The organism is Idiomarina sp. 29L (genome assembly GCF_004123135.1).
GTDB lineage: Bacteria > Pseudomonadota > Gammaproteobacteria > Enterobacterales > Alteromonadaceae > Idiomarina.
Genome location: NZ_SDJS01000001.1, coordinates 104,659 through 119,278, shown reverse-complemented (window position 1 = coordinate 119,278; position 14,620 = coordinate 104,659). Strand labels below are relative to the sequence as shown.

The 14,620-nt window shown below is 47.9% G+C and carries 14 protein-coding genes and 1 tRNA gene; 9 read left to right on the top strand and 6 right to left on the bottom strand.

The window, feature by feature from the left end; translation table 11 throughout:
* The first annotated feature begins 126 nt into the window (after positions 1-126).
* From EST55_RS00585 to bfr (EST55_RS00545), 9 genes are all read left to right on the top strand, one after another.
* On the top strand, positions 127-1,152 hold the full coding sequence (locus EST55_RS00585; RefSeq protein ID WP_129496144.1) for a Fe(3+) ABC transporter substrate-binding protein: 1,026 nt from the start codon (positions 127-129) through the stop codon (positions 1,150-1,152).
* 21 nt (positions 1,153-1,173) lie between these two features.
* Positions 1,174-2,802: an iron ABC transporter permease gene (locus EST55_RS00580; RefSeq protein WP_129496143.1), complete on the top strand. Its 1,629-nt coding sequence runs from the start codon at positions 1,174-1,176 to the stop codon at positions 2,800-2,802.
* Complete coding sequence (locus EST55_RS00575; protein WP_129496142.1) at positions 2,803-3,861, top strand: ABC transporter ATP-binding protein; 1,059 nt, start codon at positions 2,803-2,805, stop codon at positions 3,859-3,861. It abuts the gene before it with no gap.
* Positions 3,862-3,873: 12 nt separating this feature from the next.
* Positions 3,874-4,815: a CorA family divalent cation transporter gene (locus EST55_RS00570; RefSeq protein ID WP_129496141.1), complete on the top strand. Its 942-nt coding sequence runs from the start codon at positions 3,874-3,876 to the stop codon at positions 4,813-4,815.
* 102 nt (positions 4,816-4,917) lie between these two features.
* Positions 4,918-6,792 carry an acetate--CoA ligase gene (locus EST55_RS00565; RefSeq protein WP_129496140.1) on the top strand — a complete coding sequence of 625 codons (1,875 nt, stop codon included), beginning with the start codon at positions 4,918-4,920 and terminating at the stop codon, positions 6,790-6,792.
* 42 nt (positions 6,793-6,834) lie between these two features.
* Positions 6,835-7,809 (top strand): calcium/sodium antiporter, encoded by a 975-nt coding sequence (locus EST55_RS00560; RefSeq protein ID WP_129496139.1) that lies wholly within the window; start codon positions 6,835-6,837, stop codon positions 7,807-7,809.
* Positions 7,810-7,894: 85 nt separating this feature from the next.
* The gene (locus EST55_RS00555; protein WP_088768595.1) at positions 7,895-8,119 is read left to right on the top strand and encodes a bacterioferritin-associated ferredoxin; all 225 of its coding nucleotides are present in this window, start codon (positions 7,895-7,897) and stop codon (positions 8,117-8,119) included.
* A 34-nt stretch (positions 8,120-8,153) separates the two neighbouring features.
* Complete coding sequence (bfr, locus tag EST55_RS00550; RefSeq protein ID WP_100690518.1) at positions 8,154-8,630, top strand: bacterioferritin; 477 nt, start codon at positions 8,154-8,156, stop codon at positions 8,628-8,630.
* Positions 8,630-9,097, top strand: a complete 468-nt coding sequence (gene bfr / locus EST55_RS00545; RefSeq protein WP_088768597.1) for a bacterioferritin — start codon at positions 8,630-8,632, stop codon at positions 9,095-9,097. Before bfr (EST55_RS00550) ends, bfr (EST55_RS00545) begins: the two co-directional genes overlap by 1 nt.
* A gap of 59 nt (positions 9,098-9,156) precedes the next feature.
* Here bfr (EST55_RS00545) and EST55_RS00540 read toward each other — a convergent pair whose 3' ends face one another.
* The 6 genes from EST55_RS00540 to EST55_RS00515 form a co-directional block, all read right to left on the bottom strand.
* Entirely contained in the window at positions 9,157-9,495 is a 339-nt protein-coding gene (locus EST55_RS00540) for a hypothetical protein (protein ID WP_129496138.1), read from the bottom strand.
* 179 nt (positions 9,496-9,674) lie between these two features.
* A tRNA-Ser gene (locus EST55_RS00535) sits at positions 9,675-9,762 on the bottom strand.
* 46 nt (positions 9,763-9,808) lie between these two features.
* The gene (locus EST55_RS00530; protein ID WP_129496137.1) at positions 9,809-11,440 is read right to left on the bottom strand and encodes a methyl-accepting chemotaxis protein; all 1,632 of its coding nucleotides are present in this window, start codon (positions 11,438-11,440) and stop codon (positions 9,809-9,811) included.
* 120 nt (positions 11,441-11,560) lie between these two features.
* The gene (locus EST55_RS00525) at positions 11,561-12,223 is read right to left on the bottom strand and encodes a type 1 glutamine amidotransferase (RefSeq protein WP_129496136.1); all 663 of its coding nucleotides are present in this window, start codon (positions 12,221-12,223) and stop codon (positions 11,561-11,563) included.
* Positions 12,196-13,173 carry an amidoligase family protein gene (locus EST55_RS00520; RefSeq protein ID WP_129496135.1) on the bottom strand — a complete coding sequence of 326 codons (978 nt, stop codon included), beginning with the start codon at positions 13,171-13,173 and terminating at the stop codon, positions 12,196-12,198. The genes EST55_RS00525 and EST55_RS00520 overlap by 28 nt, the downstream gene beginning before the upstream one ends.
* Positions 13,166-14,551 carry a M28 family metallopeptidase gene (locus EST55_RS00515; RefSeq protein WP_129496134.1) on the bottom strand — a complete coding sequence of 462 codons (1,386 nt, stop codon included), beginning with the start codon at positions 14,549-14,551 and terminating at the stop codon, positions 13,166-13,168. Before EST55_RS00515 ends, EST55_RS00520 begins: the two co-directional genes overlap by 8 nt.
* Positions 14,552-14,620 lie beyond the last annotated feature (69 nt).

The following is a 14,620-nucleotide window of genomic DNA, read 5'->3' as shown; positions in this document are numbered from 1 at the left end:
GTTATTGACTACCCGCAAATTGAAAATTTGGATGACACATTTCAAATGAGAATGGCTATCATTATTTATCTGTTCTGATATAATCGAGCGAAATTCATCGAACGTTCGTATAGAGGTCAAAAGGATATGCGCAAGTTAAATCGCTTACTCACGGTTATTGCTGCGACTTCTGCGACACTGGTGTCATTCACTAGCGCCGCTGCTGAAGTCAACATTTACTCAGCACGTAAAGAAGCTTTAATTAAGCCCGTTTTAGAGCAGTTCACGGAAAAAACCGGCATTGAAGTGAATTTGTTAACCGGTAAAGCCGACGCTTTATTGGCTCGTTTAGGCTCTGAGGGTGAAAACACACCCGCTGACTTGTTCTTAACCGTTGACGCTGGTGCCTTGTACCGTGCTGTTGAAGCGGACGCATTTCAGCCTCTTAACTCAAAATTAGTAGAAAAAGCAGTGCCAGAGCACTTCCGCTCGAAAGACAACTTATGGTTCGGTTTAAGCCTACGCGCGCGCCCTATTTTCTACTCACCAGAGCGTGTTAACCCGGAAAAGCTTGAGTCTTACCTTAGCCTTGCTGACGACCAATGGGACGACCGCATTTGTATTCGTTCGTCCAACAACTTGTATAACCAGTCACTGGTTGCTGCATTGATTGAACACCACGGCGCAGAAAAAACAGAAGCCTGGGCTGAGGACTTTGTTAACAATTTTGCCCGCAAACCCGTCGGCGGCGACAGAGATCAAATTAAAGGCGTTGCCTACGGTGTCTGCGATATCGCAGTAGCAAACACTTACTACTTCGGGCACATGCTGAACTCAGACGATGCCGATGAGCGCGAAGCTGCACAAAAAGTGAAGATTTTCTGGCCAGCTCAAGATGCACAGGGTACTCACGTTAATGTATCGGGCATCGGTATTACCAAGCACGCAAAAAATGTTGACGAAGCTCAAAAGCTTATCGAGTTTTTAGTCTCTGAAGAATCACAAAAATGGTATGCTCAGGCCAATTATGAATACCCGGTTCGAGACGGTGTTGAGTGGAGCGAAACACTTCAAAAATGGGGTAAATTCAAGCAGGACGACATTTCAATGGACGTTCTGGGTGAGAACAACGGTGAAGCCGTACGTTTAATGAACCGTGCCGGCTGGCGTTAATTTAAGCATGGAGTGTACTGCATGAGCCGTGGCACGCTGTTACTTTTTGCCGTGGCGGTATTAATAGGGCTGCCACTTATTGTGGTGGCCCTATCCTTATTAAACCCGCAATGGGATATCCTTGCCCACCTTTGGCAAACGGTTATTCCTGAGTACATTAGCCACTCACTTATTTTATTGATTTGCGTTGGGCTGGGTGTCACTGTGCTCGGCGTCAGTACAGCCTGGTGTATCAGCCAGTACGACTTTCCCGGCTGGCGTTATTTGAGCTGGGGCTTGCTGTTGCCACTGGCCATGCCCGCTTACATAACCGCTTACACCTACACTGGTTTGCTTGACTACGCAGGGCCGGTTCAACAGCTCATTCGTCAAGTATTCAACGTATCCATTGGTGACTACTGGTTTCCAAATATTCGCAGTTTAGGCGGTGCCGTATTTGTTCTTTGCGTTGTTTTATACCCCTATGTTTATTTAATTACCCGTGCCGCCTTTATGCAGCAGTCGACAGCAGCCTTTGAAAGTGCAAGGACGCTGGGCGCCGGCTCACTGAAAAGCTTCTGGCGAGTTGCCATGCCATTAGCACGCCCAGCCATTGCCACGGGTGTCACATTGGCGCTAATGGAAACACTGGCTGACTACGGCACCATGGAATACTTCGGTGTTACTGTTTTTACCACCGGTATTTTCAGAACCTGGTATGGCATTGGCGACGCCCAGGGCGCATTGCAGTTATCTGCCCTGCTACTGATATTCGTCATTGTATTAATCATGGTTGAGCGCTATTCGCGCCGCAGGGCCCGCTTTTACCAACAGCGCTCGTCTAACCGCACACCACAACGACGTCCACTCAAAGGCTGGCGAGCAGGGCTGGCTTCCTTTACCTGTTGGCTACCCGTTGTTTTAGGCTTTCTCATTCCTGCCTCGCAACTGCTTTGGTGGTCGGTAGAGAAATCGGATATTTGGCTCGAATCTTCATTCTGGGTGTTAACCGGTAACACGCTTTGGTTAGGCCTATTAGCAGCATGTATTACCGTTTTGCTGGCATTATGGTTGGCTTATGGTCGCCGCCGCCATCCAACTCGTCCGTTACGCGCCGCCATTACACTCGCCGGCATGGGATACGCCATTCCGGGCATTGTTATCGCCGTTGGACTGTTATCGCCACTGGCCTGGTTCGATCATCAAATCATCGCTGCCAGCAAATGGCTATTTGACGTGAATCCCGGGCTGATTTTCTCAGGAACCGTCATTGCTCTGCTGTTCGCCTACAGCGTCCGTTTTTTGTCGGTATCGCTGCAAACCGTCAGCTCCGGACTTGAGCAAATCACACCGCAAATGGACGACAGCGCCCGAACCCTTGGCGCCAGTGGTCGTCGCATTTTATGGAAAGTGCATTTGCCGCTTTTGAAAAGCCCCTTACTGGCTGCGCTTATTCTGGTATTGGTCGACGTCATGAAAGAGCTACCGGCGACCTTGGTGCTGCGTCCCTTCGATTTTAACACTTTGGCCGTTCGAGCCTTTGAAATGGCTTCTGACGAGCGTTTAGCTGACGCCGGCCCTCCGGCATTAATGATAGTTGCGGTTGGGCTTATTCCAGTTATGATGCTGTCCCGGGCGCTGCGCAATAAATCCATTAAGACAGGAGATTAAATGAGTACTTTACTGAATCTCGAATCAGTCAGTATCGAACTTTCTGGCAACCGTATTGTTGATCAGCTCAGTTTATCTCTTGCGCCCGGCGACATTGGCTGTCTTTTAGGCCCTAGTGGTTGCGGTAAGACCACATTGCTGAGAGCTATTGCCGGTTTTAACCCAGTGTCTTCCGGGAAAATATCCTTGCACGACAAAGTTGTTTCCAGCAATTCAACGCAGTTAGCAACAGAAAAACGCAATATCGGCATGATGTTTCAAGACTTCTCATTATTTCCGCACTTAACCGTTGAGCAAAACATTCGTTTTGGCATAGAAGACTGGAGCCAGTCAGAGCAGGAACAGCGCGTCAAAGAGCTTTTGTTGCGTATTGACTTAAATGGCTATCAGAAACGGTATCCTCATGAGCTGTCAGGTGGTCAGCAGCAGCGTATCGCGCTCGCCAGAGCATTAGCGCCGAGACCGCAACTCATGCTTTTGGATGAGCCCTTTTCCAGCTTGGACGCTGAATTGCGCGAGATTCTGGCGCACGACGTTCGCCACTTATTAAAAGAGGAAAACATCACGGCACTGTTAGTTACTCACGACCAACAGGAAGCGTTTGCGATGGCTGACAAGGCCGGCGTTATGTACTCTGGTCAATTATTACAGTGGGAAACACCCTACGAACTTTACCATGAACCAACCCATGAGTTAGTCGCCGATTTTATTGGCCGCGGTGTTTTGCTGCAAGGGGAAGTGAAAGAGCACAAACTGCACAGCGCCTTTGGTGTGATTGAGCACGATGATATTAAGAAACACCCAAATATGCTGGTCAACTTTCTGGTTCGCCCGGACGATATTGTTCTGAACAAAGACAGTGCCATGAAAGCCATTGTTGTTGGTAAAGGCTTTCGCGGCTCACACTACCTTTATACGCTAGAGCTGTCAGATACCAGCCGCGTGCTTGCCGTAGGTCCTTCACACCAGCCTCTCAACGATGGCGCAACCGTAGGAATAGACGTAGACTTTGACCATTTAGTGGTTTTTGACGCATCATTGTGTGAGTTACCCGACTAAAACGAGGCTCAAATGGACTTTATGATTGATAGCTGGGACTTTTCAACAAATCCCGCCACCGCGTGCGCGTCGCCAACGACTCATCAGCCGAATTGCTGGTTTCACTTTCAACGGGACGCTGAGGGGCTAAGTGGTTGGCTGACTCAGGCTGGTATTCCGGAGCCTCTCATTGACGCCGTACTGGAAGAGGATACCCGCCCTCGTTTTCAGCGCTTACCCGACGGCTTTATCCTATTGCTACGCGGCGTTAACCTCGCCAGCGGCGAATCTCCTGAGGACATGCTGAGTCTGCGTCTACTGTATTACAAAGGTGCTCTATACACCTTCAGAAAGCGCCCTTTTAAGTCTATTGCTCACCTGCGAGAACAACTGCAGAGCCAGACAGGTCCAGAGTCGTTAATGGACTTTCTCGTCAGCTTGATTGAACAAATTAATCTTAAAATTGAAGATGTAGTCTCGGCTGCTGAAGAGAAGCTCGAGCAAATTGAAGGGGAAAGCTTCGACAATACGGCTCAAATGCAATTGCAGTTAACGACATTGCACCGTCGTTTATTACGCCTAAATCGGTTTATTCGTCCACAGCTTGCCGCTTTAGAAAAGCTAACAACGGAAGCCGAGCGTATTATGCCGGTCGAGTTACATCAGTGGCTGATTAACGAGCGAGACACCACCCAGCGACTGTTCGAGCAAATTGACTTAATGCTTGAGCAAATTTGGATGCAGCGCGAGCAAATACAACAAGCAATAGCCGAAAAAATGAACAGGAATACCTATTGGCTGTCAGTTATTGCCGGAGTTTTCCTGCCATTAAGTTTTCTTACTGGTGTTTTTGGCATCAATATCGGCGGTATGCCTGGTGTTGAACACGAAGATGCGTTTCTTATTTTCTGTGTCGCACTGGTTATTATTGCGGTTGTCGAATTTTTACTGCTTCGACGACTCCGGTTTTGGTAAAACTCTGTAAAAGTAACTCTAGTTAGACCTAAGTCGAATGGGAAATTGCGGGTAACAGAATAAGCTTGAAAGCATGAACATTTAAGAAGTAAGGACAGTGTCATGCAAGCTTATAAAAAGCTTTATTCTGAAGCCCAGCAAGATCCCGAAGGATTCTGGCTTGAACAGGCTCGTCGCCTGGATTGGTTTACCCCACCGAAGACTGCCGCCAACGTGCGCAAAAACGGCATGGCCGACTGGTTTCCAGACGGTCGGGTTAACATTAGTCACTTAGCATTAGACGCCCAAATTAATGCAGGTCGAGGGGACCAGGTTGCACTGTACTACGATTCTCCCGTCACCAATACGCAAGCGAATTACACCTACAGCCAACTCAAAGAAGCAGTCGCCGACTTTGCCGGAGCACTTAAAGCGCAAGGCGTTAACACCGGCGATCGGGTCGTTATTTATTTACCAATGATTCCGCAGGCTGCTATAGCCATGCTGGCTTGTGCTCGTATTGGCGCGATTCACTCGGTGGTCTTCGGCGGTTTTGCGGCCCATGAGCTGGCCGTTCGAATTGACGATGCCAAACCCAAAGCCATTGTCACCGCTTCTTGTGGTGTTGAGGTCAGTAAGGTGCTGGAATACAAACCGATTGTTGATAAAGCCATTGAAGAAGCCACTCATAAGCCAGATGCTGTCATTGTTCATCAGCGTCCTGAATGTGAGGCTGACTTAAGCAACCCTAGTGATATTGACTGGCAGGATGCCGTTAAAAATGCAGAACCAGCAGACTCCGTCGCACTACCGTCAACTCATCCGCTTTATATTCTCTACACCTCAGGCACTACCGGTAAACCTAAAGGGGTCGTGCGAGACCACGGTGGTTATGCAACTGCGTTAAACTTCTCCATGGACTATGTGTACGGATTAAAACCCGGCGACACATTTTTTACCGCCTCGGATGTCGGCTGGGTGGTTGGACACTCCTACATTGTTTACGGTCCGTTAATTTTCGGTTGCAGCACAGTTTTGTATGAGGGTAAACCCGTCAACACCCCAGATGCGGGGGCGTTTTGGCGTATCATCGAGCAATACAAAGCCAAAGCCGTATTCTCAGCACCAACCGCATTCCGGGCGATTAAAAAGGAAGACCCCAACGGTCAGTTTCTAAAAGAGTACGACCTTAGTTCATTAGAGCGAATTTATATGGCGGGCGAGCGGCTTGATCCTGCCACCTATGAATGGACCACTGAGCTAACGGATAAGCCGGTTTACGATCACTGGTGGCAAACAGAAAGCGGATGGCCGATGTGCGCTAATCCAGTTGGCATTGAGCCGGCAAAAGTAAAACCCGGTTCCTCTACCTTCCCCGTACCCGGCTATGAAATATCCGTACTTGATCCACTGGGCAAATCGGTCAATAGCAGTGAAGAAGGTGCTATTTGTGTTCGGTTACCACTGCCACCAGGCTGCCTGACAACGGTTTGGGGAGACGACGAACGCTTGCACAACAGCTACCTGAAAGCTTTCCCTGGGTATTACTGCAGTGGCGACGGTGGCTACATCGACAAAGACGGTTATGTCTTTATTATGGGACGTACCGACGATGTGATTAACGTCGCTGGTCATCGGCTTTCCACTGGAGAAATGGAAGAAATACTGGCCAGTCATCCAGCCGTTGCGGAGTGCGCCGTTGTTGGACAACCTGACGAGCTGAAAGGTGAATTACCCATTGGTTTTGTCATACTCAAAAACTCTGTCGACATTAGCCAAGAGCAGTTACAGGAAGAACTCATTCAGTCGGTCCGCAGCAAAATTGGCGCCATTGCGTGCCTGAAAACCCTACACATTGTGCCGCGTCTGCCCAAAACACGTTCAGGAAAAATTCTGCGGCGTATTATCCGGCAGTTGGTACAGGGAAATGAAGTAGCGGTACCATCAACGATTGACGACCCAACAAGTATTGATGCGTTAAAACAAACACTGAGTTAAACTACGACCCATTGTTTCTTAATGGGTAAAACGTGGATTTCTATGGTGTTATCAATCGTTGCAGTTATTATTGGTCTGGCGGTTCTGGTTTGGAGTGCTGACAAGTTTGTTGAAGGAGCCGCCGCCGTTGCTCGTCATTTAGGCATGGCGCCCTTAGTTATCGGCATGGTGATTATAGGTTTTGGTACCTCGGCGCCGGAAATGGTGGTATCAGCTTTAGCTTCTCTTGATGGCAACCCTGCATTGGCTCTTGGTAACGCTTATGGCTCTAACATTACGAACATCGCGTTAGTGTTAGGTATCACAGCTGTCTTAGCACCTATTGCGGTCAAATCAGTGGTTATTCGCCGGGAAATGCCGGTACTTATTGGTATCACCTTACTCAGTGCTATCTTCCTGCTCGACTACCAAATTACTCGCTTCGAAGCCGGACTGCTGTTACTCGTTTTCTTTGCTTACATGGGGTGGTCCGTCTGGATTGGCTCGAGAAACAGTGACGACGCACTCGCCGCCGAATACACTCAAGAGCTCGACTCACACCCTATTCCCATGAAGCCCGCCGTTATTTGGCTAATAGTCGGTCTTTTACTACTTATTGTCAGTTCCAGAGCATTGGTTTGGGGAGCTATCAATATCGCGACCTCTTTAGGTGTCAGTGATCTTGTCATCGGCCTGACTGTTGTCGCTATAGGTACGTCATTACCCGAGCTCGCCTCCGCTATTGCAGCTACGCGTAAAAACGAACATGACCTAGCGCTGGGGAATGTGATTGGCTCCAATATGTTTAACACACTAGCCGTGGTGGGTATTGCCGGTGCTATTAAGCCAATATCGCTTGAACCACTCGTGCTTAGCCGCGACTGGATAACCATGGCAATTCTGACGTTGCTACTAATGGCTTTTGGCATACGCAAAGCCCGTCAGGGAAGAATAAACCGAGTGCACGGGGCTATTTTCATCGTCTTGTACATTGCTTATACGCTTTACTTACTTAAGACCGGCTTTATTAACCCTTAATAAGTAAAATAAGTACCACTCAAAAGCTATTGCAAATAGTTCGCATTTGAAATAGACTATCACTAACTCGTTGAGGTGATAGTCTATGTACGTATGTCTTTGTAAAGGAGTCAATGATAAAGCCATCCACCAGGCAGTAAGCCGTGGAGAGGTTTCGTCAATGCGTGATCTGCGCCAGCAGTATGGTGTCGCGTCGCAATGTGGCTGCTGCAAAGACTGCGCTAAAAGTGTTCTTAACGATGCTCTTCAGGAAAACTCTCCGAAAAAATCTCAAGAAACTTCGCTGCCAGTATCAGTATGCTACACTTAGTTCATACATTATGAATTAAGAGGTAGCTTAAACTATGAAAGGTGATGCAAAAGTTATTCAGCAGCTCAACAAGGTGCTGACCTTAAAGCTGACCGCTATCAACCAGTATTTTCTGCACGCCCGCATGTACCAGAACTGGGGCTTCAATAGCTTAAATAAAGCGGTATATAAAGCATCCATTGAAGAAATGAAGCATGCTGATGTTATTATCGAACGCATTTTATTTCTTGAAGGTATTCCTAATTTACAAGAGCTAGGAAAGCTGTACGTTGGCGAAGAACCTCGGGAAATGCTCGAGTTAGACCACAAAGTTCAGTTTGGCGATGTCAGTGCCATTCGTGACGCCGTAAAAGTGTGCGAAGAGCACAAAGACTACGTCAGTCGTAAGGCATTAAGAGACATTTTAGACTCTCAGGAAGAACATCTTGACTGGCTAGAAACTCAAATTGATCTCATTTCTCGTCTTGGTAACGAGGTGTATTTACAAACAAAAATGGATGAGGCCGAATAATGCGCAGAGATAACAATGTTGTAGAGCAATTAAACCGTTTGCTTGCGTTTGAACTGACATCAATTGACCAATACACCTCTCACTCTCGTCAGTACGAAGACATGGGCTTGATGAAGCTTTACGAGCGTATTAACCATGAAATTGATGACGAGCGCGGTCATGCTGACTTACTGATTCGCCGCATTCTATTTTTAGAAGGCGAGCCAAACATGAAAAATCGAGAGCCACACACCATTGGCTCAGACGTTCGTGAAATGCTGGAAAACGATTTACAGCTTGAGTACAACAACGCGAAAACGCTTCGTGAGGTTATTGAATACTGCGAAGAAGTTGACGACTACGTTACGCGCGATATGCTCGTTGGTATTTTAAAAGACACTGAAGAAGACCATGCTTACTGGCTTAAAATTCAGTTGGGCTTAATGGACAAATTGGGTGAGCAACTTTACTTACAGAAAATGATGTAAGTGCAGTTACAGAAAAACAAAAGGCGCCATTTGGCGCCTTTTTTAATTTCCCAATAACGTTATAAGCCATAGACAGTGACGTAGAACTCGTCGTTATCGTCCGTTGACTCAACGGTATATTCTACCGGCACATTGCTCTCACCACCCGGGCCAGACATAATTAAATCAGCCGCGCACTGGTAAGTATCAAGCTTTTCATCGTGTCCTTGAGTGCGAATCGCGTCTAATGACATATCAATTACGCTCGCAAATTCGGTTCCGAGTTGCGCAACCAGCTCGTCGTTACTAATTTCTAAAACCAAATCGACGGTTTCTGAATCACTGCACGTGGGCGTACCGCCGCTGCATGCTGATAATATCATTGCGCCTGCCACTACCGGTAAAACTCGTTTAAACATAACTATCCTTATTGGTCTTATTACTTGGCAGGAAAGCGCCAGAACAAAATGCCATATCACACCTTCCCTGGTACTTACCCATTAAACGAATTTTAAAACTACCACCCGGGGGGATTATTGCAATAGAAACAAGTATTGCAGACACAAAAAAACCGCCACAAGGGCGGTTTCTTTATATCTGGCGGAGAGAGAGGGATTCGAACCCTCGATACGTTGCCGTATACACACTTTCCAGGCGTGCTCCTTCAGCCACTCGGACACCTCTCCAGAACGGCCGCTATGGTAGGGGTTTTAGCCGTTCTAATCAAGGGGTTTAAGCAATTTTAAAGCGTTTCATGCCTTTATTTAATCGTTTTGCCAGCTCTCGCAACTCGCGGCTGGCTTCACTGATTTGTTCAGAGCCGGCAGCAGTTTGCTCTGCGGCTTCGGTAATAGAGGTAAAGTTCTGATTAATTTCTTCGGCAACGGCAGTTTGCTCCTCAGCGGCCGTTGCGATTTGGGCGTTCATATCGCTCATTTTCGCAACTGAGGTGTTAACAGACTGCAGTGACTCCCCGGCTCTGCGCGCTTGTTCAACACTTTCTGCGGCTTTCTGACGCCCCTGTTCCATAACATCAACCGCATTCGTTGCACTACCACGCATGGTTTCAATAAGGCTTTGAATGCTGCGCGTTGAGTCCTGAGTTCGATTGGCCAGCGCACGAACTTCGTCGGCCACGACAGAGAAACCACGGCCATGCTCGCCCGCTCGTGCCGCTTCAATAGCCGCGTTCAGTGCCAGCAGATTCGTCTGGTCAGCAATGCCTTCAATAACCTCAAGAACTTTATTAATTTCAGCGGTATTGTCAGACAATTCACCGATAACGGTAGAAGCACTTTCTACTTGCTTCGCCAATTCTTCAATAGAACGCACCGTCGCTTCCACTTCACGGCTGCCGTTCATGGTTTCCTTGTCGGTATCGTTAGCCAGTTGCGCGGCTTCTTCAGTATGTTGTGCGACTTCTCGCACCGTCTGCGACATCTGATGAATAGCAGCGGCGCCTTGGGTCGTCTGCTCCTGCTGCTCAACAACCAGTTTTTGATTGTTATCAGCGGTTTCTGAAAGTTCAGAAGACGCATCCACCAAGGTCGTTGCCGACTCGTTCACTTCTTTCAACAGCCCTTGCAGACGACGAACCATGGTATTAACGTCATCCATCATGCTGCCTTTGTACTTGGAGCGAGTCTCAACGGTTAAATCACCGTCGGCAATCTGCTGCAATACTTCAGCGGCTTCTTCGGGTTCACCACCAATTTTGTGAGTTAAACGGACCACAATTCTCCAGGCCACTAAACCACCGGCAATAATGGCAAAGGCCGTTATCCACCACATTAGTGTCGCAAAGCTTTCGCTTCGCTCCATAACGCCTTGAGTGCCCTTAGAAATACTCGCTTCCTGATAATCAATGAAATCGTTAATTCGATTCAGCCATTCCGCATAAATAGGGCCCAGCTCACGAATGACATAATCCTGCGCTTGCTGACGTCGGTCAGACTGCAGCAAGCGTTCAACCTCAGCAGCAGACTCTAAACCTTGTTGACGTATTTCCGCTATTGCAGCCAGTAAGGACTTTTCCTGACTATTAACAAGGCTCGCGTCAGAAGTGATGCGCTGCATCCCCTGCAGCGACTCTGCGTAGTCATTTTTCAGCTTCGCTATAAGCTCCCTAAGCGGCGGTCGTTCGCTTGCGCGCTCCACCAACACTAAGTCGCGTAACGCAATGGCTCTGTCATGCACGCTGCCACGGTAGTTGATAGCAAACCGTTGCTTCTCGCTACCTACCTCGTTCACCCGAACCAGGGTTTTATCAATTTCGCCTACTTGGTAGGTGCCTATAATGGTGGTTATTGCAAGCAATAACAGAATAAACGCAAAGCCTGCGTATAACCGATTCGCTATCGTCATCTCATACCTCGAAACTGCGGGGCTATATTAACTTGAATGGTTATACAGAATAACTGAGAGGAAGGATCAGAAAGAACGAATAAAATGAGATGAAATTAATCGATTTTTGCGTTTAATAATTTAACGGCTTAATAACCAACGAAAAATTCTTAACTGGCTAGGAACGTAAAACATGTACTCGGGGTGCCACTGTACGCCAATAACGGCTTGTTCTCGCCCGTCACTCTCAGACGCTTGTATAAAACCGTCTAAATCCCAGCCTGTCGCACGCATGCCCACACCAACCCGTTTAACAATTTGGGAGTGCAGGCTATTCACCCTCAGTTTGCGCTTTTTACACACTTCAGACAATAAACAGTCTTTTTCCAAAAACACTTGTTTGGTTGGCAACAAACCGGGACGGTTATACGTTAATTTTCGAAGCTCTTTAATATTCTGATTCAGCTCACCACCAAGCACGACGTTAATGAGCTGAGAGCCTCGGCAAATACCTAACAGCGGCTTTTTATTCTCAAGCGCCCATTGTATCCAGCGAATTTCAATATCATCGCGCTCAGGGTCGTATTCGCCATCTGGCTCAGCCGGCTGATTATAATGAGACGGGCTGATGTCATCGCCACCACCAATAATCACGGCATCAACAGACTCGGCTTCACAACGGTGTCTGACACTCACTCGGATAGGACGCGCACCAAGCAGCCTAAGCGCCAGCCAGGTACACCACCAAGACGGCGACCACTTGCGCGCCGTCCCGGTTACCACCACCCGCGATCGCTGAGCCATTGCGTTAACCTCTTTTTCCAATCATTCTCAGCAACGCCCATAATAGGACGCTCCGCCTTGCGAAAGGCACTTCGCCAGTAACCCAAAGCCTCTTCGTCATTCGCTAAAGCTTCTATCACCCACCATAAATTCCACTCTTCACTGAGCTGCCAGTCCGGGTGCTCGATTTGACAGTTGGGCAAACGGTAGTGAAACGTTGGTCGTGCCTTAATCTTACTGTCTTCAACGGCTTCCATCACCTTATTTTCATCCACATGAGCGAACAGAGGCAGCATATCCAAAGCCCGGTTGCGGGTCGCGTTAAACGATAAGTAATCATCGATGAGGGTCGACATATCAACGTCGTCTTGTGCCATCAGGCGATGCAAATAGTCTTCTGGGTATTTATCAATATAAGGGCTTATCTTTCTGGTGGTATCAACCTTATGTTTCTCAATAAGCCACCATTGCAATACACCATAAGCCTGCATGTATCGCAGTATGGTTGGTGCGTCGACTTTAGGGATTTCCGCGTTAATATGAACACCATAAGCGGCTATCCAGGACTCATCAGTGCCCTTTGCGCCAGCCTGACGAAGCTCATTTACCAGAGGAATAAGTACCTTGCACTGCTCTAATGTTAACGGCGGGCAAACAATTTCAATCGGCACCCAGCGTTCGGCTAAGTTGCCTAGCTCGTTTAACAGACTGGACTCATCAGCATCTTCTGCTTTAGCTTTTTTCTTTAAATAGTCCCAGTCAATTTCAACATTAAAAGTGCCGAGATCAGACGTCCTGACTTTGTGCTCAGCCTTCGATTCACGAACGCATTCTCCGTCCACAACCGAACACAAAACCGTCGAGGCCTGCTCTAAAGTTAAGCCACTGAACTCCAGTTCAAAACCAATGGTTCTCGGCTCGTCACTGTCATTCAGTGGTACAGGTAGTTCTTTAAAGTCCGTCTCACTCAATCGAAAACTGTCCTGCTGGTCCTGGAAAAACAACCGGGCTTTCAAAACCGTCTTTGCTTACACTAGCTACACCAAAAATGTAGTTATCGATCACAATGTTTTCCAGAGTGTACTCATTCACATTGCCAACGTAACGGCTAAACTGCCACTGCGGTGCGTCAGTTAAACGCCAATACACTTTATAACCGGCAATGTTTTCTTCGTCCTGCTCTTGAGAATTCCAGCTTAACGTCGTGTCTGGTTTCACAGCTCCTTCTATTTCAACGTTGGCCGGTGGTCTTGGTGCCCAAGCCATGCTTGCCAAAGACGCCGCATTTAATGCCGTCAATTTAGCTGCGTAGTCAAAATTAACTCCGTCAATGGTATCACCGTATGTAATACCATTTTCGGTGCGTAAGTCCTGATGCTGACGGTTATAGTTTTCGTTGGTTTCCATAATACGGATGCCCGGATACCCAAGATCGTTAAACGGTCGATGGTGACCGCCCCGACCAAAGCGGTCCAAACGATAAATAACCATGGTATCTAAGTTAGGTACATAACGGTCCGCTACCCAGTCAATATAGCGGGCTAAATTGCGCGACGGTGAGTCAACCTCACCACCGTAAAAGCGACGCATAGTCGCTTCCCGATCAGACTCGTTCATGCGAGTGCCTTCCGCGAAAATCCGAGCTGTTGAGTTATTGATAACCCCGTTGATGCCCTCGATATTGCCAATCATGTCATTGTTCAACACGGCGGTCAGGTGCCAGTCTTCATCCTTGGCTTTCTTCGCTAAAATTTTACCGCCAAACAAGCCTTGCTCTTCCCCGGCTAAAGCGGCATATACGATAGACCCATCAAATTCATATTGACTGAGCACACGAGCCGCTTCCAGTGTGCCGGCAACGCCTGAGGCATTGTCATTCGCACCGGGAGCGTCTGAGGTAGAGTCCATAACGTCACTAACGCGCGAATCAATATCGCCTGACATCATGACATAACGATTTGGGTCAGTCGTTCCCCTCTGGATAGCAATAACACTTTTTACTTCTACCGGATCCGGAATGCGTTTCTCACCAGAAATCACATCGCTCACATACATCACTTCCAGACAACCGCCACAGGCTTCTGAGATTTTCTCAAACTCTGAATAAATCCAGCGGCGTGCCGCCCCAATACCACGAGTATCAGACTCCGTTTCTGACAGCGTATGACGCGTACCGAAGCTCACTAATTTACGAATGTCTTTTTCAATGTTGTCGGCTTCAACCGCCTGCACAATGTCGTGCAACTCGTCTTTGTCTTCATAACTCACCGCATCTTGAGCGCTTGCGCTAAATGAGAATGCAGCTCCCAACCCAAGCAGCACCATAGGCGCTAGCCATTGTTTGGTCATAACAAAATCCTTATCAATTATTGCAATAACGTCGTTTGATTATGCGGTAAGACAACTCAGATGAAAAGG

Coding starts and splice junctions, on each gene's coding strand:
- EST55_RS00585 (WP_129496144.1), top strand. CDS start 127: ATGCGCAAGTTAAATCGCTTACTCACGGTTATTGCTGCGACTTCTGCG.
- EST55_RS00580 (WP_129496143.1), top strand. CDS start 1,174: ATGAGCCGTGGCACGCTGTTACTTTTTGCCGTGGCGGTATTAATAGGG.
- EST55_RS00575 (WP_129496142.1), top strand. CDS start 2,803: ATGAGTACTTTACTGAATCTCGAATCAGTCAGTATCGAACTTTCTGGC.
- EST55_RS00570 (WP_129496141.1), top strand. CDS start 3,874: ATGGACTTTATGATTGATAGCTGGGACTTTTCAACAAATCCCGCCACC.
- EST55_RS00565 (WP_129496140.1), top strand. CDS start 4,918: ATGCAAGCTTATAAAAAGCTTTATTCTGAAGCCCAGCAAGATCCCGAA.
- EST55_RS00560 (WP_129496139.1), top strand. CDS start 6,835: ATGGTGTTATCAATCGTTGCAGTTATTATTGGTCTGGCGGTTCTGGTT.
- EST55_RS00555 (WP_088768595.1), top strand. CDS start 7,895: ATGTACGTATGTCTTTGTAAAGGAGTCAATGATAAAGCCATCCACCAG.
- bfr (WP_100690518.1), top strand. CDS start 8,154: ATGAAAGGTGATGCAAAAGTTATTCAGCAGCTCAACAAGGTGCTGACC.
- bfr (WP_088768597.1), top strand. CDS start 8,630: ATGCGCAGAGATAACAATGTTGTAGAGCAATTAAACCGTTTGCTTGCG.
- EST55_RS00540 (WP_129496138.1), bottom strand. CDS start 9,495: ATGTTTAAACGAGTTTTACCGGTAGTGGCAGGCGCAATGATATTATCA.
- EST55_RS00530 (WP_129496137.1), bottom strand. CDS start 11,440: ATGACGATAGCGAATCGGTTATACGCAGGCTTTGCGTTTATTCTGTTA.
- EST55_RS00525 (WP_129496136.1), bottom strand. CDS start 12,223: ATGGCTCAGCGATCGCGGGTGGTGGTAACCGGGACGGCGCGCAAGTGG.
- EST55_RS00515 (WP_129496134.1), bottom strand. CDS start 14,551: ATGACCAAACAATGGCTAGCGCCTATGGTGCTGCTTGGGTTGGGAGCT.